General features: G+C 70.6%; 26 protein-coding genes. 6 read left to right on the top strand and 20 right to left on the bottom strand.

Annotated features, from left to right (window positions below; all coding sequences use genetic code 11):
* Positions 1–65 precede the first annotated feature (65 nt).
* Genes PHA84_RS10740 through PHA84_RS10750 form a run of 3 tightly spaced genes read right to left on the bottom strand, consistent with a single transcriptional unit; the run spans position 66 to position 3,348 of the window.
* Positions 66–1,313 (bottom strand): 4-alpha-glucanotransferase, encoded by a 1,248-nt coding sequence (locus tag PHA84_RS10740; protein ID WP_270888095.1) that lies wholly within the window; start codon positions 1,311–1,313, stop codon positions 66–68.
* A complete protein-coding gene (hisS, locus tag PHA84_RS10745; RefSeq protein ID WP_270888096.1) occupies positions 1,310–2,653 on the bottom strand; it encodes a histidine--tRNA ligase in 1,344 nt (447 codons plus the stop codon). The genes PHA84_RS10740 and hisS overlap by 4 nt, the downstream gene beginning before the upstream one ends.
* Positions 2,650–3,348 carry an MBL fold metallo-hydrolase gene (locus PHA84_RS10750; RefSeq protein ID WP_270888097.1) on the bottom strand — a complete coding sequence of 233 codons (699 nt, stop codon included), beginning with the start codon at positions 3,346–3,348 and terminating at the stop codon, positions 2,650–2,652. The genes hisS and PHA84_RS10750 overlap by 4 nt, the downstream gene beginning before the upstream one ends.
* A gap of 44 nt (positions 3,349–3,392) precedes the next feature.
* On the opposite strand from PHA84_RS10750, the gene PHA84_RS10755 reads away from it, so the two are divergent.
* Complete coding sequence (locus PHA84_RS10755) at positions 3,393–4,214, top strand: peptidylprolyl isomerase (RefSeq protein WP_270888098.1); 822 nt, start codon at positions 3,393–3,395, stop codon at positions 4,212–4,214.
* A 251-nt stretch (positions 4,215–4,465) separates the two neighbouring features.
* Positions 4,466–5,794, top strand: a complete 1,329-nt coding sequence (locus PHA84_RS10760) for a DUF349 domain-containing protein (RefSeq protein WP_270888099.1) — start codon at positions 4,466–4,468, stop codon at positions 5,792–5,794.
* Positions 5,795–5,861: 67 nt separating this feature from the next.
* Here the strand turns inward: PHA84_RS10760 and PHA84_RS10765 are convergent, their stop codons facing one another.
* The 10 genes from PHA84_RS10765 to pdxT all read right to left on the bottom strand — a co-directional run bounded on the left by PHA84_RS10765 (position 5,862) and on the right by pdxT (position 15,910).
* On the bottom strand, positions 5,862–8,171 hold the full coding sequence (locus tag PHA84_RS10765; protein WP_270888100.1) for a RelA/SpoT family protein: 2,310 nt from the start codon (positions 8,169–8,171) through the stop codon (positions 5,862–5,864).
* A 49-nt stretch (positions 8,172–8,220) separates the two neighbouring features.
* A complete protein-coding gene (locus tag PHA84_RS10770; RefSeq protein WP_270888101.1) occupies positions 8,221–8,763 on the bottom strand; it encodes an adenine phosphoribosyltransferase in 543 nt (180 codons plus the stop codon).
* Positions 8,760–9,938, bottom strand: a complete 1,179-nt coding sequence (secF, locus tag PHA84_RS10775; RefSeq protein ID WP_270888102.1) for a protein translocase subunit SecF — start codon at positions 9,936–9,938, stop codon at positions 8,760–8,762. Before secF ends, PHA84_RS10770 begins: the two co-directional genes overlap by 4 nt.
* On the bottom strand, positions 9,935–11,731 hold the full coding sequence (secD, locus tag PHA84_RS10780; RefSeq protein WP_270888103.1) for a protein translocase subunit SecD: 1,797 nt from the start codon (positions 11,729–11,731) through the stop codon (positions 9,935–9,937). The genes secF and secD overlap by 4 nt, the downstream gene beginning before the upstream one ends.
* 12 nt (positions 11,732–11,743) lie before the next feature.
* Positions 11,744–12,049, bottom strand: coding sequence for a preprotein translocase subunit YajC (gene yajC / locus PHA84_RS10785; protein WP_270888104.1), 306 nt, complete (start codon positions 12,047–12,049; stop codon positions 11,744–11,746).
* Between the two features lie 165 nt (positions 12,050–12,214).
* Positions 12,215–13,318 carry a Holliday junction branch migration DNA helicase RuvB gene (ruvB, locus tag PHA84_RS10790; RefSeq protein ID WP_270888105.1) on the bottom strand — a complete coding sequence of 368 codons (1,104 nt, stop codon included), beginning with the start codon at positions 13,316–13,318 and terminating at the stop codon, positions 12,215–12,217.
* Positions 13,319–13,323: 5 nt separating this feature from the next.
* Positions 13,324–13,926 carry a Holliday junction branch migration protein RuvA gene (gene ruvA / locus PHA84_RS10795; RefSeq protein WP_270888106.1) on the bottom strand — a complete coding sequence of 201 codons (603 nt, stop codon included), beginning with the start codon at positions 13,924–13,926 and terminating at the stop codon, positions 13,324–13,326.
* A complete protein-coding gene (gene ruvC / locus PHA84_RS10800) occupies positions 13,923–14,459 on the bottom strand; it encodes a crossover junction endodeoxyribonuclease RuvC (RefSeq protein WP_270888107.1) in 537 nt (178 codons plus the stop codon). Before ruvC ends, ruvA begins: the two co-directional genes overlap by 4 nt.
* A gap of 96 nt (positions 14,460–14,555) precedes the next feature.
* Complete coding sequence (locus tag PHA84_RS10805) at positions 14,556–15,314, bottom strand: YebC/PmpR family DNA-binding transcriptional regulator (protein ID WP_270888108.1); 759 nt, start codon at positions 15,312–15,314, stop codon at positions 14,556–14,558.
* Positions 15,311–15,910, bottom strand: coding sequence for a pyridoxal 5'-phosphate synthase glutaminase subunit PdxT (gene pdxT / locus PHA84_RS10810; protein ID WP_270888109.1), 600 nt, complete (start codon positions 15,908–15,910; stop codon positions 15,311–15,313). Before pdxT ends, PHA84_RS10805 begins: the two co-directional genes overlap by 4 nt.
* 95 nt (positions 15,911–16,005) lie before the next feature.
* Between pdxT and PHA84_RS10815 the strand changes: the two genes are divergently transcribed.
* The gene (locus PHA84_RS10815; protein WP_270888110.1) at positions 16,006–16,563 is read left to right on the top strand and encodes a GNAT family N-acetyltransferase; all 558 of its coding nucleotides are present in this window, start codon (positions 16,006–16,008) and stop codon (positions 16,561–16,563) included.
* 5 nt (positions 16,564–16,568) lie between these two features.
* Here PHA84_RS10815 and pdxS read toward each other — a convergent pair whose 3' ends face one another.
* From pdxS to PHA84_RS10845, 6 genes are all read right to left on the bottom strand, one after another.
* Complete coding sequence (pdxS, locus tag PHA84_RS10820) at positions 16,569–17,483, bottom strand: pyridoxal 5'-phosphate synthase lyase subunit PdxS (RefSeq protein WP_270888111.1); 915 nt, start codon at positions 17,481–17,483, stop codon at positions 16,569–16,571.
* A gap of 149 nt (positions 17,484–17,632) precedes the next feature.
* Positions 17,633–18,214: a hypothetical protein gene (locus PHA84_RS10825; RefSeq protein ID WP_270888112.1), complete on the bottom strand. Its 582-nt coding sequence runs from the start codon at positions 18,212–18,214 to the stop codon at positions 17,633–17,635.
* Positions 18,214–19,443, bottom strand: a complete 1,230-nt coding sequence (locus tag PHA84_RS10830; protein WP_270888113.1) for a glycosyltransferase family 4 protein — start codon at positions 19,441–19,443, stop codon at positions 18,214–18,216. Before PHA84_RS10830 ends, PHA84_RS10825 begins: the two co-directional genes overlap by 1 nt.
* A complete protein-coding gene (locus PHA84_RS10835; protein WP_270888114.1) occupies positions 19,440–20,339 on the bottom strand; it encodes a phosphatidylinositol mannoside acyltransferase in 900 nt (299 codons plus the stop codon). Before PHA84_RS10835 ends, PHA84_RS10830 begins: the two co-directional genes overlap by 4 nt.
* 7 nt (positions 20,340–20,346) lie before the next feature.
* Positions 20,347–20,958 (bottom strand): phosphatidylinositol phosphate synthase, encoded by a 612-nt coding sequence (gene pgsA, locus PHA84_RS10840; protein WP_270888115.1) that lies wholly within the window; start codon positions 20,956–20,958, stop codon positions 20,347–20,349.
* 13 nt (positions 20,959–20,971) lie between these two features.
* Positions 20,972–21,367, bottom strand: coding sequence for a thiol-disulfide oxidoreductase DCC family protein (locus PHA84_RS10845; RefSeq protein WP_270888116.1), 396 nt, complete (start codon positions 21,365–21,367; stop codon positions 20,972–20,974).
* Positions 21,368–21,403: 36 nt separating this feature from the next.
* Here PHA84_RS10845 and PHA84_RS10850 point away from each other — a divergent pair, with 36 nt between their 5' ends.
* Both PHA84_RS10850 and PHA84_RS10855 read left to right on the top strand, forming a co-directional pair.
* Positions 21,404–21,895, top strand: coding sequence for a hypothetical protein (locus tag PHA84_RS10850; RefSeq protein WP_270888117.1), 492 nt, complete (start codon positions 21,404–21,406; stop codon positions 21,893–21,895).
* A complete protein-coding gene (locus PHA84_RS10855) occupies positions 21,892–22,779 on the top strand; it encodes a hypothetical protein (RefSeq protein ID WP_270888118.1) in 888 nt (295 codons plus the stop codon). Before PHA84_RS10850 ends, PHA84_RS10855 begins: the two co-directional genes overlap by 4 nt.
* On the opposite strand, the gene PHA84_RS10860 is transcribed toward PHA84_RS10855, so the two are convergent.
* Positions 22,700–23,245 (bottom strand): HIT family protein, encoded by a 546-nt coding sequence (locus PHA84_RS10860; RefSeq protein ID WP_270888119.1) that lies wholly within the window; start codon positions 23,243–23,245, stop codon positions 22,700–22,702. The two genes, PHA84_RS10855 and PHA84_RS10860, sit on opposite strands and share 80 nt — an antisense overlap.
* Positions 23,246–23,334: 89 nt before the next feature.
* On the opposite strand from PHA84_RS10860, the gene PHA84_RS10865 reads away from it, so the two are divergent.
* Positions 23,335–23,865: a GNAT family N-acetyltransferase gene (locus PHA84_RS10865; RefSeq protein WP_270888120.1), complete on the top strand. Its 531-nt coding sequence runs from the start codon at positions 23,335–23,337 to the stop codon at positions 23,863–23,865.
* Positions 23,866–23,868: the final 3 nt, after the last annotated feature.

The raw sequence follows: 23,868 nt of genomic DNA on the forward strand, positions 1-23,868 counted from the left end.
GGCCCAGAAGTACCGTCCGTCTCACCTGGAACCAGTGGGAGAGGGAGGTTGGTTCTCACCGCGGCTCAGGACGCGGCGAGCCGTCCCGAGCGTTCGGTCAGGGACCGGAGACGCTGGGCGAGGTCGGGCGTGAGCGCACCATCGTCCATCCGCCACCGCCAGCCGCCCTCGATCCCCGGGGCGTTCATGCGGGCATGCGACCCGAGGGAGAGCACGTCCTGAGCCTGCATCATGGCGAGGCCGCAGCGCGCCTCGAGGGCCAGCCGGATCATGGCCCAGGAGGGCTCTGACTCGCCCTCCTCGACGCCGACCTCGTCCCAGGCTTCCAGGACCAGCGCGCGGCGCTCGTCCGGCAGGGTCTCCCACCATCCACAGACGGTGTCGTTGTCGTGCGTCCCCGTGTAGACGACCTGGTTGACCTGCTGGTTCTTCGGGTCGTGGGTGTTGTTGGAGTCGCTCGGCTCGAACCCGAACTGCAGGACGGCCATGCCGGGATAGCCCAGGGCGCGGCGCAGCTCGATCACCGGCGCGTCGATGTCGCCCAGGTCCTCCGCGACGATCGCAAGTGGCCCGAGCTCGCAACTGGCGGCGTCGAACACGTCGCGACCCGGCCCCTTCTCCCACCGGCCGTCGAGCGCGGTCCGGGCGCCCGCGGGGACCGCCCAGTAGGCACTGAACCCGCGGAAGTGGTCCACCCGCACGAGGTCGAAGAGCGCGAACGTCCGCCGCAGCCGCTCCACCCACCAGCGGAAGCGGTCGCGGCCCAGGGCCTGCCAGTCGTACAAGGGGTTCCCCCAGAGCTGTCCGGTGGCGGCGTAGGCGTCCGGCGGCACGCCGGCGACGGCGTCGGTCCGGAAGAACTGCGGCCACGCGCGCTCGTCCGCGCCCTCGGGAGCCACGTAGATGGGCACGTCGCCCATGAGCCGGACGCCCCGCCCCCGCGCGTAGGCCCGCAGCGCGCTCCACTCCCGGGTGAACCTCACCTGATCGGTGAGGTCGCCGCCGAAATCCGCCCAGGACCCGGCCCAGTACGACTCCTGGGCGGCGAACGCGTCCAGCTCCTCCCCGCTCACGGCGGCGGTGGGGTGCTCGAGCAGGCCCGGCCACGCGGCGAAGGCCGACGGAGACTTGTATGGCGAGCCGTGCTCGTCCGGAACCGAGACGGGCAGCACCTGCCAGACCGACTGGCCCGCGGCCTGCAGCCAGTCGACGAAGTCGCGGGCCGGCTGACCCAGCCGGCCGCCGGGCAGGGACGTGATGTGCAGCTGCACGCCACTGGCGCGTGGCCGGGTGGGCGAGGGGGCGGTGGTCACGTTGCGTCAGCCTCCTTGGCACGGACGATCTGCGGTCTGAGGTCCTCGGGGGGTGGGGTCCAGCTCCCCACCTCCGCGTCGACCTGTCGGCCGGTGCGGATGTCCTTGACCTGGTCGCCGGTCTCCCCGATCGGCGGGAACCACACGAAGGGGATCCCCCGCCGCTCGGCATAGCGGATCTGCTTGCCGAACTTGGCCGGCCGGGGCGCCACCTCGCAGGCGATCGCGCGAGCGCGCAACGCGGTCGCGACCTTCGTCGACCGGGCTCGGCCGCCCTCGTCGTTGACGGCGACCAGAATGCACGCCGGGGTGGACCGGCTCGCGGTGAGCAGTCCCTTGCCCAGCAGCAGGCCGAGCAGCCGGGAGACGCCGATCGAGATGCCCACGCCCGGGTACGTGGTACGACCGTCCGAGGCCAGCGAGTCGTACCGGCCACCCGAGCAGAACGACCCCCACGTCTCGTGCCCGACCAGCTGCGTCTCGTAGATCGTGCCGGTGTAGTAGTCGAGCCCCCGGGCGATCCTCAGGTCGGCGACCATCGATCCCGGCGCGTTGTCCAGTCCGGCCTGGATGACGGCGGCCAGGGCCTCGAGACCTTCGTCGAGCGTCGGGTGCTCCACTCCTAGGGTGCGCACCCGGTCGACGAACGACAGGTCCTCGGAGCGGATGGCCGCCAGGGCGAGACACTGGTCGGCCTGCTCCCGCCTCAGGCCCGCGTCCACGAGCAGGTCGCCCACCTTCCCCGGACCGATCTTGTCGAGCTTGTCGACCACCCGAAGGGTGCCCACGACGTCCTGGATGCCCAGGCCGAGATAGAAGCCTTCGGGAATCTTGCGGTTGCTGACCTGGATCAACATCCGGCCGATGGGCAGCCTGCGGAAGACCTCCGCCATGACCAGCGGCACCTCCGCCTCGAAATGAGGGGCGAGGTCGCCGACGTCCACGACGTCGATGTCCGCCTGGGTGAACTCCCGGTAGCGGCCCTCCTGGGGACGCTCCCCCCGCCATACCTTCTGGATCTGGTGGCGCCGGAAGGGAAACGTGAGGTGGCCGGCGTTCTCCAGGACGTAGCGGGCGAAGGGCACGGTCAGGTCGAAGTGGAGGCCGAGCTCCGCGTCACCAGGGCTCTCCTCCGCCGCGAGCCGCGACACCGCGTAGATCTCCTTGTCCGAGTCCCCGCCCTTGCCCAGGAGCCGGTCCACCGGCTCCACGGCCCGCGTCTCGATCGAGGGGAAGCCGTGCAGCTCGAAGGTCTCCCGGATCACGTCGAGGAAGTGCTGCTCGACGATTCTCTCTGCCGGCAGGTACTCGGGAAATCCGCTGATGGGGCTGACCTTCACGCGCCCAATCCTTGCAAATACGGGTTCGTGCCGCGCTCGCGGTCCATCGTCGTGGCGGGCCCGTGGCCTGGCAGGACCAGCGTGGCGTCCGGAAGCGGCAGCACGACGTCGCGCAAGGAGGCCTGCATGGCCCTGGCGTCCCCACCGGGAAGGTCCGTCCGGCCGATGGACCCGGCGAAGAGGACGTCACCGCTAAGGACCGTCGACGTCACCTGCGCACCGGTCACGCCCTCGGGCACGTCGGGGAGCGCGAACATGACCGATCCCTCGGTATGTCCCGGCGCGTGCAGGACGCGCAGCGGGAGCCCGGCAAGGTCGAGGGACTGGTTCCCGGCGAGCTCGACGACGTCCTCAGGCTCTCGCCATACAGCCCTCTGCCCGAACTGCTGCTCCATCATCGCCAGCATGCCGGGCTCGATCGTCGCCAGCGGGTCGACGAGCCGGTACCGGTCGTCGGTGTGGATGTAGGCCGCCGTGCGGCCGTCGCATACCGGGGTCACCGCGTACACATGGTCGAGGTGCCCGTGCGTGAGCAGCACCGCTGCCGGCCTCAGCCGGTGCTCCCGCAGGACGTCTCTCACCCTGTCCTCGACCCCGATCCCAGGGTCGACGACCACGCACTCCTCGCCGGCTGCCGCCGCGATGACGTAGCAGTTCGTGGCGAAGGCAGCCGCAGGGAATCCGATGGTGAGCACGGGCCGCAGCCTAACCACTGTCCTGCCTGCCTAGACTGACGCGCGTGACTAGGGAGCAGGAACGAGCCAGGGCCCGTCGACGGGCCCAGAAGTTCGACGCGAAACTGGCCCAGAAGGAGCGCGAGGCTGCGCGGAACCGCCAGGCAGGGGTGGTCGTCGTGGCAGTCCTCGTCGTCGTCGCCGCGTTCGTCTTCCTGTCGCTCAGGCTGGGCAAGCAGGCCACGCCGATCGCCGGTCAGAGCCCCAGCGCCTCCGCCACCTCCTCGGCGTCGCCCACGAGTGCGAGCGTGGCTGGGTGCACCCCCGCGCCGGCCACCCCCAAGGCCGTCAAGACCCAAGGTCTGCCGGCCAAGAGCACGGCAGCCGGCAAGACGTTCACCGCCGTGCTGACGACGAACTGCGGGGACATCACGATCCGGCTGGACGGCGCGAAGGCACCCCAGACGGTCGCGTCGTTCGTGTCCCTCGCCAGGTCGGGCTACTTCGCGGCCTCCCCCTGTCACCGGTTGACCACGCAGGGCATCTACGTGCTGCAGTGCGGCGACCCCATGGGCGGGACCGGCACCGGACCGGGCTACTCGTACGGCATCGAGAACGCTCCCAAGACAGGGAAGTACCCCGCCGGCACTGTCGCCATGGCACGCACCAGCGACCCCAACAGCAACGCCGACCAGTTCTTCCTGGTCTACAAGGACTCCGAGCTGCCGACCGCCGGTGGTGGCTACTCCATCTTCGGCACGGTGACCGGTGGAATGGATATTGTCGAGAAGATCGCCGCAGCAGGTGTGGCCGGCGGGTCCGGTGACGGCCCGCCCGCTGCCCCCATCAGCATCCTCAAGGTTGCTGTGACCGAGAAGAAGGCCTGACCGTGACCGAGCAGACGCCCCAGGCAGACTCCGGAGAGCCCACGTCAGGCCAGACTGACGAGCCCACGCCGGGCCCAGCTGACGAGCCCACGCCGGGCCCGGCTGACGAGCCCACGCCGGGCACCCCCGACAGCCGCAGGCAGGCGGACGGGACGGAGCCGGCTGAGGCGAGCCATTCTCCTTCCCCTTCTTCCCCTTCCCCCTCCCTGTCTCCCACACCGGCGCCTCGGCCGGTGCCGAAGCCTGGGCCGGTGCCGACTCCGGCGGCCATCCGCAAGGTTGCGCACCCCCAGCCGGTCGCGGCCTCCCCCAACCTGCCACCCGGCCCTCCCGCCGAGAGCTTCGGACGCGTCGCCGAGGACGGCACGGTGTTCGTCCGCACCACCGAGGGCGAGCGGGAGGTAGGGGCGTACCCCGGCGCGTCGCCCGAGGAGGCGCTGCATTACTTCGCCCGCAAGTACGACGAGCTCTACTCCTTGGCCGACCTCCTGCACCAGCGTCTGCAGACGACCGACCTCAGCGCGAAGGAGGCCGCCGAGGGCCTGGCCAAGGTCCGTGGCCATGTGGCAGAGGCAGGCGTCGTCGGTGACCTGGCCGCCCTGGAGGCCAAGATCGCGGAGATCGACACGGCGGTCACCACGCGCAAGGAGGCCGAGGCCGCGGAGCGTGCCGCCGCGCGGGCTGCCGCCGCGGCCGAGCGCGAGAAGATCGTCGCCGAGGCGGAGAGGATCGCCGCACAGCCGGAGAACAAGATCCAGTGGAAGCAGAGTGGGGCCCGCATGCGTGAGCTCCTCGAAGCGTGGAAGACCCATCAGCGCGGCGGAGCGCGCCTCGACCGCGAGACCGAGGGCACGCTGTGGCAGCGGTTCAGCCAGGCCCGTAACTCCTTCGACAAGGCTCGCCGGGTGCACTTCGCGCAGCTCGAGGGAAGCCAGGCCGAGGCGAAGGCCGCCAAGCAGGCCCTCGTCAAGGAGGCGGAGGAGCTGTCCACCAGCACGGACTGGGGCTCCACCGCCGGCGCCTACAAGCGTCTGATGGACCGCTGGCGCCAGGCCGGTCGAGCGTCCCGTGCGGACGACGACGCCCTCTGGGAGCGTTTCAAGGCTGCCCAGGACGCGTTCTTCCAGGCCAAGGACCAGATCTCGGCGAAGGAGGACGAAGAGTTCCGCGCGAACCTCGCGACCAAGGAGGCCCTCCTGCAGGAGGCCGAGCGGCTGCTCCCCGTCAAGGACCTCGACGCGGCCAAGGCGTCACTCCGCGCCATCCAGGACCGCTGGGAGGCCGCCGGCAAGGTGCCCCGCGCGGACATGGAACGGATGGAGAAGGCGATGCGCCGCATCGAGCAGGCGGTCCGCGACGCCGACGACCAGCGCTGGAAGAGGAGCAACCCGGAGGTGGCTGCCCGGGCTCGCAGCATGGTCGACCAGCTCGAGTCCTCCGTGGCCTCGCTGAGGGCAGACCTCGACCAGGCGGAGGCGTCCGGCGACGAGCGCAAGGTCAGGGAGGCGCGTGCCAAGCTCGAGGCTCAGGAGCAGTGGCTGGCCCAGGCGCGCGGCAATCTCGACGAGTTCAGCGGCTGACGGGACCGGAGAGCCGCCGCACGAGGCCTCAGCGCGCTGTGAGCCGTCCGTGCGCTGGCGGAAGGACTCAGGCTTTGGCGGCCGTCGCCTTCGTGCCGGTGATGCGGTAGACGTCGAAGACACCGTCGATCTTGCGGACGGCCTTGATGACGTGGTCGAGGTGACCGGGATCGCCCATCTCGAAGGTGAACTTGCTGATGGCCACCCGATCGCGGGAGGTCTGGACCGACGCCGACAGGATGTTCACGTGCTGGTCGGACAGCACCCGCGTGACGTCGGAGAGAAGCCGGTTGCGGTCGAGCGCCTCGACCTGCAGCTGGACGAGGAAGACGCTTGCCGACGACGGCGCCCACTCGACCTCGATCATCCGGTCCGGCTGCGAGAGTAGCGACTCGGCGTTGGTGCAGTCGGTACGGTGCACCGAGACACCGTTGCCGCGCGTGATGAACCCCATGATGGGGTCACCCGGCACCGGGGTGCAGCAGCGAGCGAGCTTCACCCATACGTCCGCCGTGCCCACCACCACGACGCCTGGATCGCCGGAGCGGCGACGCATGGACCGCGTCGGGGTGGTCGCCTCCGCCAAGTCCTCGGACGCCCCCTCCTCGCCGCCCAGCGAGGCGACCAGGCGGCCCACCACGTGCTGGGCCGACACGTGACCCTCGCCGACGGCGGCGTACAGCGCGTCGATGTCCTGGTACCGCAGCTCGGACGCGAGGCCGGTCAGGGTCTCCACGGTGAGCAGTCGCTGCAGCGGCAGGCCCTCCTTGCGCATCGCCTTGGCGATCGCGTCCTTGCCGGACTCGATCATCTCCTCACGGCGCTCCTTGGAGAACCACTGGCGGATCTTGTTGCGGGCACGTGGCGACTTCACGAAGGTCAGCCAGTCGCGGGAGGGTCCGGCACCGTCCGCCTTGGACGTCAGGACCTCGACGACGTCCCCGTTCTCCAGCGTCGACTCCAGCGGCACGAGCCGTCCGTTGACCCGACCACCGATGCAGTGGTGCCCGACTTCCGTGTGCACGGCGTAGGCGAAGTCGACGGGTGTCGCCCCCGCCGGTAGAGCCACCACCTCGCCCTTGGGGGTGAAGACGTAGACCTCGCGGGCGTTGATCTCGAAGCGCAGCGAGTCGAGGAACTCCCCCGGGTCGGCCGTCTCCTTCTGCCAGTCGAGCAGCTGGCGCAGCCACGCCATGTCGTTGATCGGACCGGTCTCGCCGTCCTTGACACCGACGGTCGGTGCGGTCGCGTCCTCCTTGTACTTCCAGTGCGCCGCGACACCGTACTCCGCGCGACGGTGCATCGTGTGGGTCCGGATCTGGATCTCCACGGCCTTGCCCTCGGGCCCGATGACCGTGGTGTGCAGCGACTGGTACATGTTGAACTTGGGCATCGCAATGTAGTCCTTGAACCGCCCCGGCAGGGGGTTCCATCGCGCGTGCAGCGCGCCCAGGGCGGCGTAGCAGTCGCGGACCGAGTCCACCAGCACCCGCACGGCGACCAGGTCGTAGATGTCCTCGAAGTCGCGACCGCGCACGATCATCTTCTGGTACACGGAGTAGTAGTGCTTGGGCCGGCCGGTGACCGTGGCCTTGATCTTGGCCGCCCGCAGGTCACCGCTCACCTGCTCGCGAACGCCGGCGAGGAACTCCTCCCGGGCCGGCGCCCGCTCGGCCACGAGGCGGACGATCTCGTCGTAGACCTTGGGGTAGAGCGTGGCGAAGGACAGGTCCTCCAGCTCCCACTTGATGGTGTTCATGCCGAGCCGGTGGGCCAGCGGGGCATAGATCTCCAGCGTCTCGCGGGCCTTGCGCTGCGCGGACTCCACCGAGACGTACCGCCAGGTTCGGGCGTTGTGAAGCCGGTCGGCGAGCTTGATGACGAGGACCCTGATGTCACGGGCCATCGCCACGACCATCTTGCGCACCGTCTCCGCCTGCGCCGCGTCACCGTACGTCACCTTGTCGAGCTTGGTGACGCCGTCGACGAGCATGGCGACCTCCCGCCCGAAGTCCTTCTCCAGCTGGGTCAGGCTGTACGGCGTGTCCTCCACCGTGTCGTGCAGCAGCGCGGCGGCCAGCGTGGCGGGCGTCATTCCGAGCTCGGCCAAGATCGTGGTGACGGCGAGCGGGTGGGTGATGTAGGCGTCACCGGACTTGCGCTTCTGACCCCGGTGGGCTTCCTCGGCCACGACGTACGCGCGCTCGATGACCGTGAGGTCGGCCTTGGGGTGGGTGGCGCGGACCGTCTGCAGGAGCGGTTCGAGGACCGGGTTGTCGGGTCCGCCTCGGCTGCCGAACCGGGCCAGGCGCGCCCGGACCCGGCTCGACGAGGAGGCGCCGGTGGGCACCGGCCCGGTGGCGACATCCTCGGTCATGGACGAAGCCTATGCGATGCCCGCACGGCGGATCAGCGGGGCGGCGACCCTAGTGGACGACCAGCGTCGTGTGCACGTCCCTGCCCGCCAGACGCTGCCTGCCGTGCAGGAAGGCGAGCTCGATCGGGGCCTCGAACGCGACCACCTCGGCGTGGGCCTGCTCGAGCAGACCGCACGCCGCCTGCGCCGTCCCGCCGGTCGCGAGCACGTCGTCGACGACCAGCACGCGCTCCCCGCCGACGAAGGAGTCCTCGTGGATCTCGATGGTCGCCGTGCCGTACTCCAGGTCGTAGCTGGCCCCGACGACCCGACCGGGCAGCTTGCCGGCCTTGCGCACCGGCACGAACCCGATCCCGAGCTCGTGAGCCAGGGCTGCTCCGAAGATGAAGCCTCTCGCCTCGATCCCGGCCACGAGGTCGACGTGTCCGCCACGCCGCCTGGCCATGTCGTCGACCACGGCCCCGAAGGCCGCCGGGTCAGCCAGCAACGGCGTGACGTCCTTGAAGACGACGCCGGGAGTCGGAAAGTCGGGGATGTCGCGGAGCCGTCCGGCGATGACCTCGGCGAGCGAGACCTGCGGGGACTCGGTCACCGGCGCGACTTCGGGGGCCGCTTGGGCTGGTTGCGGGGACCGCTCTGGGCGTACCGATGCGTCTCCCGGACCACTCCGGCCGTACGGGTCGCGCCCACCGGGGCAGGCTCACGGGCCGCCTCGGCGTCCGCCGCCTCGACGGCGTCTGCGGGATGCGGGACAGGCGCCGCGTCGGAGGCCGACACCGTCCCGCCGTGCCGCGCCTGGTACCGCGCGGCCTTCTTGTCCAGCTCCATCATCTGCGGCTCCTTGGAGCGCAGGTGCACCAGCAGCGGAGTGGCGATGAAGATGGAGGAGTAGGCGCCCACCCCGATGCCGACGAACAGGGCGAGCGCGAGGTCCAGCAGGGTGCCGGGACCGAGGAAGACGAAGCCGATGACCAGGATGGCCGCGATCGGCAGCAGCGCCACGACAGTGGTGTTGATGGAGCGCACGAGCGTCTGGTTCACGGCGAGGTTCGCGGCCTGGGAGTACGACACCCGTCCGTTGCCCAGCGCCTCGCTGGTGTTCTCGCGGACCTTGTCGAAGACGACCACCGTGTCGTACAGCGAGTACCCCAGGATCGTCAGGAAGCCGATCATCGTCGCCGGGGAGACCTCGAAGCCGGCCAGCGCGTAGATCCCCACCGTGATGAACAGGTCGTGCAGCAGCGCCACCAGCCCTGCGACGGCCATCTTCCAGGTGCGGAAGTACAGGGCCATGACGATGGAGACCAGCGCCAGGAAGACGACCAGCGCCTGGAGGGCCTTCTGGCTGACCGAGGCACCCCAGGAAGGGCCGACGAACGAGGCGGAGACCTTCTGGCTGTCGGTGCCGAAGGCCCTGCCCAGCGCCTCCTGCACGCCCTCGCTCTGTGCGTCGCTCAGCTTCTCGGTCTGCACCCGGACCGTGTTGGTCCCGACCTTGGTGACCTCCGCGGCACCGGCGGCCTGGACGCTGTTGACGGCGTCCTTGGCCTTCTGCTCGTACCCCTGGGAGACGTTCACCCCCGAGACGCGGAACTCGGACCCACCGCGGAACTCCAGGCTCAGGTTGAGCCCGTGCCAGACCAGCCCGATGGCCGCCAGGAGGATGAAGACGCCCGAGACGACGTACCACTGCTTGTAGCGTCCGACGAAGTCAGTCGACCGCTTCCCGGTGTAGAGGTCGTTGCCCAGTGCGGCGAAGTTGATCACAGCGCGCTCCCGTCGGTCGTGGCGGCGGCAGGCCTGGCGACGGCCACGCGACCCCGCCCGGCATACCGCACCGTCTTGGCGCCCAGCCGCTCCGGGTCGAGCCCGGAGAGGCGATGACCGCCACCGAAGAACTTCGTGCTCGCCAGCAGGGCCACCAGCGGGTGGGTGAACATGACGACGATCAGCAGGTCGATGAGAGTGGTCAGACCGAGGGTGAACGCGAAGCCGCGCACGTTGGAGGACGCCAGCAGGTACAGCACGAAGGCTGCGAGGAAGTTGACGCCGTCAGCAGCGAGGATCGTCCTTCTGGCCCGGCGCCACCCGGTGTCCACGGCGGCTCGTAGCGGCCTCCCCTCTCGCACCTCGTCACGGATGCGTTCGAAGTAGACGATGAACGAGTCCGCTGTCACACCGATCGCGACGATGAGACCGGTGACCCCGGCCATGTCGAGACGGAAGTTGTGCGACCACCCCAGCAGGGCGATCGCCACGTACGTCAGCAGACCGGCGATGATGATCGACGCCACGGTGACCAGGCCCAGGGCGCGGTACTGGACCATCGAGTAGAGGAACACGAGGACGAAGCCGATGATGCCGGCGACCAGGCCCATCCGCAGCTGCTCGCTGCCCAGGGTCGGGCTGATCTGGTCGCGCGTCTGCAGCGCGAAGGACACCGGGAGGGCGCCGAACTTCAGCTGGTTGGCCAGCTGTCGAGCGCTCTCGATGGTGAAGCTGCCCGTGATGCTCGACTGACCGTCCAGGATGGCGGCCTGGGCCACGGGGGCGGTGACCACCCGGGAGTCCAGCGTCACAGCGAAGCGGTTCCGCGGGTCCGGCAGGCTGACCAGCCGCTTGGTGACCTTGGCGAAGTCCTTCGTGCCGCTGCTGTTGAAGGAGAGCCGGATCTCGACGATGTTCGACGGCTGGCCGTTGGACAGCGGCTGGTAGCCGGCCACCGCGTCCTTGATCTGGTCGCCGCGGACCTCGACCTTCCCGAGGATGTACTTCTCGGCACCGTCGTCGGAACACGTCACGAGGGGCTTGGAGGGGTCGTCGACGATGCCGTCAAGGACACCCTTCTTCGAGCAGTCCAGCTCCTGGAAGGCCTTGGACAGCTCCGGGGTCACGTTCGCCAGGTCGCTGGCGTCGACGGGCTTCGTCGAGCTGCCCGTCGGCGTGGTGGCTCCGCCGGTCGGCGCCGTCGTACTCGTGGACCCGGCGGCAGGTGACGTCGTCGCCTGGAGGAACGCCCCCGGCAGCCCGCTCTTGGCGGACGTGCTCGCCGTCCCGGTGGCGGTGGGGACCTTGCTGGTCTTCGTCGCCGTTCCGGTCGGCGTCCCCGTGGCCTTCCCCGTCGCCGTGCCGGTCGGGGTGGTCGTCGGCACGGGCTGGTTCGTGCCGGCGGCAGCCGCCAGGACGGGCCGGAAGCGCATCTGCGACGAGCGGCGGATCGCGTCCTCGGTCGCCTTGTCGGGGGTGCCGGGCATCGTCACGACGATGTTGCTGCCCTGCCGGGTGGTGACCTCCGCCCCGGAGATGCCGTTGGAGTCGACGCGCTGCACGATGATGTCCCGCGCCTGGTTCAGCTGGTCGGCGGTCACCCTGGCGTTGCCGACCAGCACCGGCTGCAGGATCATCTGTGTGCCGCCCTCGAGGTCGAGGCCCAGCTTCGGCTTCCACTGTGCCTGCCCCCACGTGCTGGCGGCGAAGAGGAGCCCGTAGAGCCCCAGGATGATCGCGGCCAGGGCCGACAGGACCTTCAGCGGCTTGCGGTTGTACGGGTTGATTGCCACGTGCGGGGACCTCTACTCGGTGGTGCTGCTCGGGAGCGGCGGCTCGGCGTCCGGGGCGACCCTGGTGCCGATCGCGCGCCGGTCGAAGCGGACGGAGACCCCGGGGCTGACCTCGAGGCCGACGACGGCGTCGTCGAGGGACGTGATCCTGCCGAAGAGCCCCGACGTCGTGCAGATCTGGTCGCCCACGGCGAGCTCGGCCTGGAGGGTCTGGGTGACCCGCTGCCGACGTCGCTGGCTGAACACCATGAAGAGGATGAGCAGGACGGGCAGCGCGAAGATCAGCAGGCCGGAGAGAGGCGAGCCGCCGTTCGACATCAGAGAGTTCCTTCAGGGCAGGTGAAAGTGGTTGACGCCTGAGCGACCGCCTGAGTGTAGGTGACGCACGGCATACCGACCAACGTGCCTCACCAGGACCGCGTTCCAATTGTGACCATTGTCGGCTCTTCCGAGGATGTCGGGCCCGGTCGAGGGAGCCGGCGCTCAGTCCCCGAAGCGGCCCTCCCCGGCCTCCAGCGGTAGGGCGGGCTGGGCCGGCGCGCCGCGTGGCGCGGACAGGCCGAGGTGCTGCCAGGCCATCGGTGTGGCAGCCCGGCCCCGGGGGGTGCGCGTGATGAAGCCCTCACGGACCAGGAAGGGCTCGGCCACCGTCTCGACGGTGTCGGCCTCCTCCCCGACAGCGACGGCCAGCGTGGACAGGCCGACCGGCCCGCCCGAGAAACGCCGGCACAAGGCGTCGAGGACCGCTCGGTCGAGGCGGTCCAGGCCCCGGTCGTCCACGTCGAAGAGCGCCAGCGCGGCGTGCGCCGCCGGCTCGTCCACCACGTCGCGTCCGTGCACCTGCGCCCAGTCCCTCACCCGACGGAGGAGACGGTTCGCGATGCGGGGGGTGCCCCGCGACCGACGAGCGATCTCGGTGATGCCCTCGGGGTCCGCGGCGACGTCCAGGAGGCGAGCCGAGCGAAGCAGGATGGTGACCAGGTCGTCGGTACCGTAGAAGTCGAGATGCCCCGTGAACCCGAAGCGGTCCCGCAGGGGTGCCGGAAGCAGGCCGGCACGCGTGGTCGCCCCGACGACCGTGAAGGGAGGAAGCTCCAGCGGGATGGCGGTCGCCCCGGGTCCCTTGCCGACCACGACGTCGACCCGGAAGTCCTCCATGGCGAGGTAGAGCATCTCCTCCGCCGAGCGCGACATCCGGTGGATCTCGTCGAGGAAGAGGACCTCCCCCTCCATGAGCGAGGACAGCACGGCAGCGAGGTCCCCGGCGTGCTGGATCGCCGGTCCGCTCGTGATCCGGATCGGCCGCTCCAGCTCGGCGCCGATGAGCATGGCGAGCGTCGTCTTGCCGAGGCCCGGGGGTCCGGAGAGCAGGACGTGGTCGGGCGCGCTCCCGCGGCGACGGGCGGCCTCCAGCACGAGGGACAGCTGGTCCCGCACGCGCGTCTGGCCGGAGAACTCGCTGAGCCGCCGTGGGCGCAGCGCCATCTCCACCGTGCGCTCGTCCGCGTCGCCTTGGGCGTCGACAATGCGCGCCGTCGCGTCGAGCGAGGAGTCCTCGTACATCTCCGAGGAGAAGCCGTCTCCCATGCGCCCTACCGCCCCAGCTCGCGGAGCGCGGCCCGGAGCATCTGTGAGACCTCGGCGTCCGCGGGGGCGGAGTCCGCCACCGAGCCCACCGCCTCCTCGGCCTGCTTGGTGGAGTAGCCCAGGCCGACGAGGGCCTCGGTCACCTGGTCCCTCCAGGCAGCGACCGACGAAGGCCCGGCGGCCACGGTCGTGGAGCCGGTCACACTCGGCAGGGCGATCTTGTCGCGCAGCTCGAGGACGATGCGCTCCGCACCTTTCCTGCCGATGCCGGGCACCTTGGTCAGAGTGGCGAGGTCCCCGCTCGTGACGGCGGAGCGCAGCCGGTCCGGGGCCAGGACCGAGAGCATGGCCAGCGCGAGCCGCGGGCCCACGCCCGACACGGTCTGTACCTGCTCGAAGACGTCGCGCTCGTCTGCGGTGGCGAAACCGTAGAGGGTGAGCGAGTCCTCGCGGACGACGAGGGTGGTGGCCAGCAGCGCCTCCTGGGCAAGCTGGAGGGTGGAGGCGGTCGCCGGTGTGGTGTGGAGCAGCATGCCGACACCGCCGACCTCGACCACGACGCGGTCGAGGCCCACGTGCTGCACCGTTCCTCGCACCGACGCGATCATCGGGCGACCGCCTTGAGTCTGGCCTGCTCCAGCCGTGCCGCCTCCTCGAGCCGGCCCACGGCCGCGCCCTGCCAGAGGTGGCAGATGGCCAGTGCGAGCGCGTCGGCCGCATCGGCCGGCCGGGGGGCAGTCTCCATGCGCAGGATGCGCGTCACCATCGCCGTCACCTGTGCCTTGCCGGCACGACCTGAGCCGGTGACCGCCGCCTTGACCGACGTGGGGGTATGCAGCGTCACCGGCAGGCCCCGGCGCGCGGCCGCAAGCATCGGCACCGCCGACGCCTGCGCGGTGCCCATTACGCTGGCGACGTTGACGTCCGCGAACACCTGCTCCACCGCGACGGCGTCCGGCAGGAACCTGTCGAGCCAGCTGTCCAGCTCGGTCTGCAGGTAGAGCAGCCGCTGCGCGGTCGGCTCGGCGGCAGGAGTGCGCACCACACCGACTGCGACCAGGCGCACCTGGCGTCCGGAGCCGCCCTCCACGACCCCGATACCGCAGCGGGTGAGGCCGGGGTCGACCCCGAGTACGCGCACGTCTGCTGCTCCCTCATCTCCGAACAGGTGTTCGGCTGGAACGCTACCTGCGATCGCCGCCCCCGCTCGGCACCAACACGCGCGCGGGTCCCGCGCCTACTCGTCGCCGTCGAGCTCGGCGAGCACCTCGTCGCTGACCTCCCCGTTGGCGAAGACGTCCTGGACGTCGTCGGAGTCCTCCAGCGCCTCGACCACGCGAATCATCTTGCGGGCTCCGTCCGCGTCGAGGGGTACCTGGAGGTTGGGGACCCACGAGGCCTCGGCGGAGTCGTAGTCGATCCCCGCGTCCTGGACGGCCTTGCGGACCGCGACGAAGTCGGAGGCGTCGGAGATGATCTCGTAGGTGTCCCCGAGGTCGTTGACCTCGTCTGCGCCTGCTTCAAGGACGACCTCGAGGATGTCGTCCTCGGTCTTGTCCCCCTTCGGTACGACGACCACGCCCTTGCGGTCGAAGACGTACGCCACCGACCCGGGGTCCGCCAGTTGGCCGCCGTTGCGGGTCAGCGCCGTGCGGACCTCCGCCGCCGCGCGGTTGCGGTTGTCGGTGAGGCACTCGATGAGGACGGCCACGCCGCCAGGGGCGTACCCCTCGTACGTGATGGTCTGCCAGTCCGCGCCGCCGGCCTCGGCGCCCGAGCCGCGCTTGACCGCGCGGTCGATGTTGTCGTTGGGGACGGAGGTCTTCTTGGCCTTCTGGATCGCGTCGTAGAGCGTCGGGTTGCCGGCCGGGTCACCACCACCGGTGCGGGCCGCGACCTCGATGTTCTTGATCAGCTTCGCGAAGAGCTTGCCCCGCTTGGCGTCGATCGCAGCCTTCTTGTGCTTGGTGGTCGCCCATTTGGAGTGGCCGCTCATTGGTGTGTCCTCACGATCTCGACGAATTCGGCGTGGACCCGGTGGTCGCCGCTCACTTCCGGGTGGAAGGAGGTGGCCATCAGGGCCCCCTGACGAACGGCGACGATCCTACCTGCGGCCGGACCGTCCTCCACACGCGCCAGAACCCGCACGTCGTCCCCCGTCTCCTCGACCCAGGGCGCGCGGATGAAGACCGCTCGCACCGTCCCGTCGAGACCCGTGAAGTGGATGTCCTCCTCGAAGGAGTCGACCTGTCGACCGAACGCGTTCCGACGCACGGTGATGTCCAGCCCACCCACGGTCTGCTGGTCCGCCCGCGCGTCCGCGAGGCGGTCCGCCAGCATGATCATCCCGGCACACGAGCCGTACGCCGGCATCCCCTCGGCGAGCCGGGCGCGCAACGGCTCGAGCAGGTCGAAGGCCCGGACGAGCTTGTCCATGGTGGTCGACTCGCCCCCGGGGATGACGAGACCGTCGACGCGCTCCAGCTCGGCGGGGCGTCGCACGGTGACGGCCTGCGCCCCGACCTTCTCGAGAACGGCCACGTGCTCACGGACGTCGCCCTGGACCGCGAGGACGCCGATGGTGGGTTTCACCGGGCCAGCGTAGATGGACCGGACACGACGGCATCGCGCCGGCTGGGTGCCGGCCGGTCCCGGCGGCGCGGACGCTGCCTCGCTAGGGTTGCGCCATGCGACGCGTCGAGATCCGTGAGCGCGTGGCCGGCGACCTGCCGCAGCTGGTGGAGGTGCTCACCGCGCAGCAGCCTTTCACCGGGTATCCGCAGCGGTGGCCGCTCCCCTTCCCCGTCGAGCAGTTCGTCATGCGCCCGACCGAGGAGGCCGCCTGGGTCGCCGTCGAGGGCGAGCGTGTCCTCGGGCACGTCGCGGTCACCCGGGTCGAGGAGGGGCCGGAGGTGCCCATCTGGGAGAGCGGGTCCGGGCGGCCGGCTCAGGAGCTCGCCGTCGTGGCAGTGCTCTTCGTCGACCACGCCGCCAGCGGCCGGGGCGTCGGCAGCCTGCTCCTGCAGCGCGCGGTCGAGTACATCCGCCAGTCGGGACGCGTCCCGGTCCTCGACGTGGTCCAGGAGGGCGGCCGAGCTGCTTCGCTGTACCGCCGCCGCGGCTGGCAGGAGGTGGGCCAGGCGCGACCGTGGTGGCTGCCCGCGGACCACCGGCCGGTCCTGCTCATGGTGCTGCCGGAGCCGGCCCGCGTCGAGGCCACTGCCCGGCACAGGTCCGCCGGCTGACCGACCTACCAGCCGCGCTCGGCGAGGCGGTGCGGCTCGGGGATCTCGTCGACGTTGATGCCCACCATCGCCTCACCGAGGCCGCGGGAGACCTTGGCGATGACGTCGGGGTCGTCGTAGAAGGTGGTCGCCTTCACGATCGCCTCGGCGCGCTGGGCGGGGTTGCCGGACTTGAAGATCCCTGACCCGACGAAGACGCCCTCTGCGCCCAGCTGCATCATCATCGCGGCGTCGGCCGGGGTGGCGATGCCGCCGGCGGTGAACAGCACCACGGGCAGCTTGCCGGCCTCGGCCACCTCCTTGACCAGCTCGTACGGTGCCTGCAGCTCCTTGGCGGCGACGTAGAGCTCGTCCTCGGGCAGGCCCTGCAGCCGGCGGATCTGCTGGCGGATCTGGCGCATGTGGGTGGTGGCGTTGGAGACGTCACCCGTCCCAGCCTCACCCTTGGAGCGGATCATCGCAGCACCCTCGGTGATCCGCCGAAGGGCCTCACCGAGGTTGGTCGCACCGCAGACGAACGGCACGGTGAAGGCCCACTTGTCGATGTGGTTCGCGTAGTCGGCCGGAGTCAGGACCTCGGACTCGTCGATGTAGTCGACACCCAGGGACTGCAGCACCTGCGCCTCGACGAAGTGGCCGATGCGCGCCTTGGCCATGACCGGGATCGAGACGGCCTCGATGATGCCGTCGATCATGTCAGGGTCGGACATCCGGGAGACCCCGCCCTGGGCGCGGATGTCCGCGGGGACCCGCTCGAGCGCCATGACGGCCACCGCGCCGGCGTCCTCGGCGATCTTGGCCTGGTCGGCGTTGACGACGTCCATGATGACGCCGCCCTTGAGCATCTCGGCCATGCCCCGCTTCACGCGGGACGTGCCGGTCGTGGGCTGGCTGCCGGGGAGGGTTGCGTCGGCGGACATGGGGACCTACTCCAGATCTGTTCAGGGCGCAGCGCAGGGAAGGCGCTTCACGCCAATGGTAGTTGGTGCCGCGAGGTAGTTGGTACGGCGAGGTAGCTGGTACGGCGACGTCCTGGGCGCGGCTGCCGCCGTCCCGGCCGGGAGGCGGTTCACTCGCGCAGCGCCGGAGGCAGGTCGTCGTCGAACTCCACCGTGTGCGGCAGGTCGGCGTGGCCCGCCAGCCGGAACCACCACACCACCCTCTTTCGCCGGACGCGCTGCACATCGGTCACCGCGTCGTTGTGGAACCGTCGAGCGAGCTGGACCCTCACCGCTGCCGCCTCGACCCGGCGCAGAGCCGCCGTCGGCAGACCGTCCGCCTGCCTGATCTGGGCGACCACCTCAGGGGTCAGGGCCGCCTGAAGGGCACTGGTCAGGCCGCTCTCGAGGTCCTCGCGTGCCCCGAACCTCTGGCCTTCGAGCAGGTCGTCCTCCAGGGCCCGCTCGTTGTGCGCCTCCAGCGACTCCGATGCGGCGCCTGCCAGGATCAGGGCGCTGGCCGGGTCGACGGCTCCGGAGTTCGCCAGCTCCAAGGTGGCCTCGGCGCGACGGACCAGCTGGGCGTCCAGCGCGGACAGCGACCCCTCGACGCGCGTGTGCAGGCGGTCCAGCCGGGCCGCGCTGTAGCTGAGGTACCAGGCGATGCCCAGCATCACGGCTACGACGACCACCACCCAGGTGAGGGTGTCCATCAGTACTGCCCGGTCCTGCGTCCACGCAGCAGCCGGGTCCAGCGTGTCTCGCCCGGCTGCCCGGCCTGGCCGGGCCGCAGGCCGGAGGTGTCCAGGGACGTCGAGTCGCTGGCGCTGTTCAGCCCGTGCGTCACGGTGTCGTACACGGCGATGACGTCCTCGGCCACGACCGACCAGTCGAAGACGCGCGCGCGGCGGCTGCCTGCTGCGCTGAGCCGTCGGCGCTCCGCAGGGCTGCTGAGCAGAGTGTTGAGCTGATGCGCCAGGTCGGCGGCCTGCTCGTTGGCGAACATCGCGCCACAACGGCCCCCGTCCAGGACTCTGACGAAGGCTGGAAGGTCACTCGCCACCACGGGGGCACCCGCACTCATGGCCTCGACGAGGACGATGCCGAAGCTCTCTCCACCGGTGTGGGGCGCCACGTAGACGTCGACGGAGGACAGCAGGGCGGCCTTCTCGTCGTCGCTCACCATTCCCAGGAACTCGGTGGCTGCGGCCACCGCAGGGTCCAGCCGCTCGCGAGCGGCCTCGATGTCCCCCGGTCCGGCCACCAGGATGCGGGCGCCCGGATGCTCGGCAAGCACCGCCGGCATGGCCGCCGCCAGCACGGGCAGCCCCTTGCGTGGCTCGTCGATGCGGCCGAGGAAGGCGATCGTCGGCGCGTCTCGCGTCCCGCGCCAGCGCTCGGCCGGCGGCGCGTCCTCGAACCGGGCGACGTTGACCCCGTTGGGGATCACGACGGCATCGCCCCCGAGATGCGTCGTGACGGTGCGCCGCGCGTCCTCGGACACGGCGATCCGGCCGTTGATCTTCTCCAGGCTGGGGCGCAGCAAGGGGTACGCGGCCTGCATGGCCCGGGAGCGAAGGTTGGACGTGTGGAACGTGGCCACGACGGGGCCCTCCGCCGACCACAGGGCCAGCAGCGCGATGCTCGGAGTCACCGGCTCGTGCAGATGGAGGACGTCGAACTCGCCCCGCTCGAGCCACCGCCCGACCCGTGCGGCGGTGACGGGCCCGAAGCTCAGCCGGGCGACGGACCCGTTGTAGCGCACCGGCACGGCCCGTCCAACCGACTCGACGTAGTCGGGCAGCGGGGTCTCGTCGTCGGCGGGCGCCAGAACGCAGGCGTGGTGGCCGAGACCGAGCAGGTGCTCGGCCAGGTCGCGGACGTGGTACTGCACGCCGCCGGGGACGTCGAAGGAGTAGGGACAGACGATGCCGACCCTCACAGGAAGACCTTCTGCAGCATGTGCCAGTCCTCCGTGTGCTCGCGGATCGCCGCACCGAGAGCGTCGGCACAGACCTGGGTCATCGACTCCGCTTTGGAGCGGGTGGTGCCGTCCACCGGCACGGGGACGCGATCGTGGAACGTGATCACCGTGCGGTACTTCCAGCCGGGCCGCTCCAGGCGCTCGTAGTGGATGGACACCGGGTGCAGCGCCGCCCGGCTGCCGAGCGCCAGCGCCGCGGGACCCGCCGCCATCTTCGACCGGTGGCCGCAGAGCTCCACCTCGATCCCTCGGGCGGTCAGGTCCCGGTCCCCGAGCAGTGGCATGATGACCGGCCGCACGAGGTGTCCGCGCAGCTGGGCGAACACGTCGCCGCCCCCCGTCAGCGGCAGGATCGTCATCCCCAGTGACTCGCGGAAGGCGAGGAACTCGCCGTACACCTGCTCCGGCTTGAGGCGCTCCGCCACGGTGACGACGGGAGCCAGCTCGCGGGTCCCCCACGCTCCGGCGAGGTCCCAGTTGCCCAGGTGCCCGAGGAAGCACACCACGGGGCGTCCGGCAGCGAGCTCCGCGCGCACCTGGCCGTCCCCCACGACGCGCACCGAGTCGGCGATCTCCGCGGGCGTTCGGTCAGGGAGGCGGAACGCCTCGCAGTAGTAGCGCAGGTAGGAGCGCATCCCGGCCCGTACGAGGGCGTCGAGCGCGACGTCGTCGAGCTCGGGCCGCACGGTCGCGTAGTTGCTACGGAGCCGCCGTACGCCTGCGCCCCCCCGGGCGACGGTGAGGTCGGCCAGCTGCTCGAACACGGTATGCGCCGTGCGCTCCGGGAGCCGCCGGACGGAGGCCCAGCCGAGGCGGTAACCCCCGACGGCGAGGGTGTCGCCGAGGCTGCTCACCGGCCCCTCACAGGGTGCCCAGCGCCTGCTTGCGCACCAGGAGCATCCGCTGCAGCACGGTGATGAGGCTGGCGACGGCAAGAAGGGCGAGGACGATGGTGAGCACCACTTCGGGCAGCCCCAGCCCGACGAGGCCCGTGGTCACCAGCACGGCGACCAGCCGGTCGGCCCGTTCGGCGATACCCACGTTCGCGGTGAAGCCCAGACCCTCGGCACGCGCCTTGGCGTAGGAGACGACACTGCCGAGGATGAGGCAGCCCAGGGCCAGCGCCGCCATCACGACGTTGTCACCGTCGCCGGCGTACCAGAGCACGAGCCCGCCGAAGATGGCGGAGTCGCCGACCCGGTCGAGCGTGGAGTCGAGGTACGCGCCCCACTTGCCGGAACGGTCCGACATCCGCGCCATCACCCCGTCGATGGTGTCGGAGAAGACGAACGCGGTGATGACGAGGGTGCCGACGAAGAACTGGTGGCGCGGGTAGAAGACCAGCGCACCCGCACAGACCCCGAGGGTGCCCACGGCCGTCACCACGTCGGGGCTGATGCCCAGCTTGAGGAAGAGCCGGGCCACCGGGGTGAAGATCGTCGTGAACAGGGCGCGTGCGTACTTGTTGAGCATGGTGGGCGACAGCCTACTGAGAGGGCGTCGCCTGCCCCGGCACGCACGCCGGGGTGCCGCCCGGCAGGGCGTAGCGGTGGTCGGCCACCCACGCATAGGCCCTGGCGGCCAGGAAGCTCAGACCCGGCGCGAGCAGCAGGTGGCCCACGGGTCGCCACCCGGGCGCGCCGCGGAGGAGTCCTTCCGCCACCGCCCGGTGGCCCGCCACGACCGTGCCGTCCTCGCGGACGAACTGGGCCGCCTCGATGCAGTCGGCCTCCGTGAGCCCGTAGCGTCCGAGGTCCAGCTGCTGCCACGGCCTGACGTCGTAGCGGTGCCGCCGGTCCACCCACCGTGAGAGGACCCGGACGCTGGTCGTGCAGAAGCCGCAGTCTCCGTCGAAGACCAGCAGTCCCCCCAGGCCGTCCATGCCGGAAGTCTCTCATCGCGTGGCAGCATGTCGGCTATGAGGGGGGCGGTGCAGGGGCGGCTCGGACCGTATGCCGTCCTGTGGAGGCTGGCCGTGACGGCCGGCGTCGTGACCACCGTGTGCCTGGGCACCTGGGTGGGCGACGACGGCTGGTGGCCGTTCGCCCCGATGTCGCAGTATGCCTTCTCCGTGCGCAACGACGGTGTCGTCGGCTCTCTGGGAATGGACGCCCTGACGGTCGACGGCGACCTCGTCCGAGTCCCCTTGTCCAAGGAACGGATCGGGATAGAGCGCGCCGAGATCGAGGGCCAGGCCGCGCGTTTCGTCCGCCGCCCGGAGCTCCTCCAGGACATCGCCGTGCTGCACTCACGGCGGCTGCCCCGGGAGCCGGCCTACGCCGTGATCTACCTGCGGAACACCTCGACGCGGATCCTCACCGGGGACTCCACCGTGACGACGCTGGCCATGTGGAGGGTCGTCGATCCTCGGAACCCTCGCCCGAGCGGCCTACCCGGCGGTGGACCATGAGGCGCGCGGAACAGGCGGTGCAGGACTTCCTGCTCCCCGCTCTGCCGCTCGCCCGGGTGGCGTGGCTGCGGCGGGTGGTGTACCCCTTCGTCCTCCTGGACGTGCTCTGGATCGTCACAGACCCCATCCCGCATGGCGACGTTCCTCCCAGCCTCTACCGCGGGCTGCTCGTGCGTTCGTTGCTGCATCTGCCGGTGCCGTCCCACTACTCCGTCAGGGTGCTGCTCGTCGTCATCGTGGTGAGTGCCGTCGTCGCCGCCACCGGCAGGCTTCCGCGGCTCGCCGGCTACGTCTGCGCAGTCGGCATGCTGGACTGGGTGAGCAACGCCTTCGCGTACTCCAAGGTGGACCACGACCACTTCGCGCTCGTCGTCGCGTTGTTCGTGCTGCCGACCGTCGGTCCCGCCAGGGCCGCTGACGTAGATGTCCGCTCGACGCGGGCAGGGTGGGCGCTGCGTATGACGCAGGTCGCGGCGGTCGCGGTCTACTTCCTGTCGGCCAACGCCAAGATGCGGTTCGGCGGGTGGGGGTGGGCCAACGGGGCGACGCTGATCTGGGCTCTGACACGCCGTCCGCACGGGATCGGACCATGGGTGGGCTCCCATCCCGCCCTCACCCACGGGTTGCAGTGGGTGGTGCTCGTGGCCGAGTTCTGCTCGCCGGTGCTGCTCTGGCTGCGGGGCCGGGCGCTGTACGCCGCGCTGCTCTTCTGGGCCGGCTTCCACCTGAGCACCTACCTGCTGCTCCAGATCCACTTCCTCCCGCTGGTGGTATGCCTGCTGGCCTTCCTCCCCCTGGAGCGCCTCAGCCGGCCGGCCAGGCCTCGACCAGCCGCGACCGCACGTCCTCGAGAAGCATCGGCAGAGCCTTCGTCTGCCCGATGATGGGCAGGAAGTTCGCGTCGCCGCCCCACCGCGGGACGACGTGCTGGTGCAGGTGCGCGGCCACCCCGGCACCCGCCACTGCGCCCTGGTTCATCCCGATGTTGTAGCCGTGCGGAGCCGAGGTCGTGTCGAGGGCGGCGATGGCGGCCTTCGTCAGCGCGGTGAACTCCAGGGTCTCCTGCTCGCTCAGCTCGACGTACAGGGACAAGTGGCGGTAGGGGCAGATGAGCACGTGACCGGGGTTGTACGGGAACAGGTTCATCACGACGTAGCAGCTCTGCCCTCGGTGCACCACGAGGCCTGCCTCGTCGTCACGGTCCGGCGCCGCGCAGAACGGGCAGCCGTCCCCCGCCTCCTCGCTGGGGCGCTCTCCGCTCACATAGGCCATCCGATGGGGGGTCCACAGCCGCTCGAAGCCGTCGGGCACCCCGGCGAACGACGTGTCGGGCTCGGGAGCAGGGCTCATGGACAGCGATCCTAGGCCCGGTGAAGCGGGGCTCCCATTCGTACCCGTCCGGGTGTGTGAGGTGGTGCGTGATCGGGCAGACTCGACGGGTGACCGGCCGCCGTGTCCCTGAGGAGCCTGCGTCCCCGTCGACGAGCCCCCCGTCCAGCCCGGCCTCCGAACCCTCGATCTCGGTCCGGCCTGCCAACCAGCAGGACGGGGACCGGCTCGCGGAGCTCTTCTGGCGGGTCCGCAGCCAGTCCGTACCCCACATCCCGATGATCGTGCACCCGCGGGAGAGCATGCTGCCGTTCGTCGAGGAGGTCCTGCTGAGCCAGTTCGAGGTGTGGGTCGCCGAGAAGGCCGACGTGCCGGTGGGCTTCATGGCGCTCATGCCGCCTGACCAGCTGTCGCATCTGTACGTCGACCGGCGGTACACGGGCACGGGACTCGGGTCGCGGCTCCTCGCGCTCGCCAGGGAACGGTTCCCCGAAGGCATCCAGCTCTGGACGTTCCAGGCGAACGAGGGCGCGCTCCGGTTCTACTCCCGGCACGGATTCGTCCCCGTGGAGTGGACCGACGGGGAGAACGAGGAGGGCGCTCCCGACGTCCGGATGGTCTGGAGCCCGGGCGTCGTCTGAGCT

Source organism: Pedococcus sp. 5OH_020, from assembly GCF_027812955.1.
Classification (GTDB): domain Bacteria; phylum Actinomycetota; class Actinomycetes; order Actinomycetales; family Dermatophilaceae; genus Pedococcus.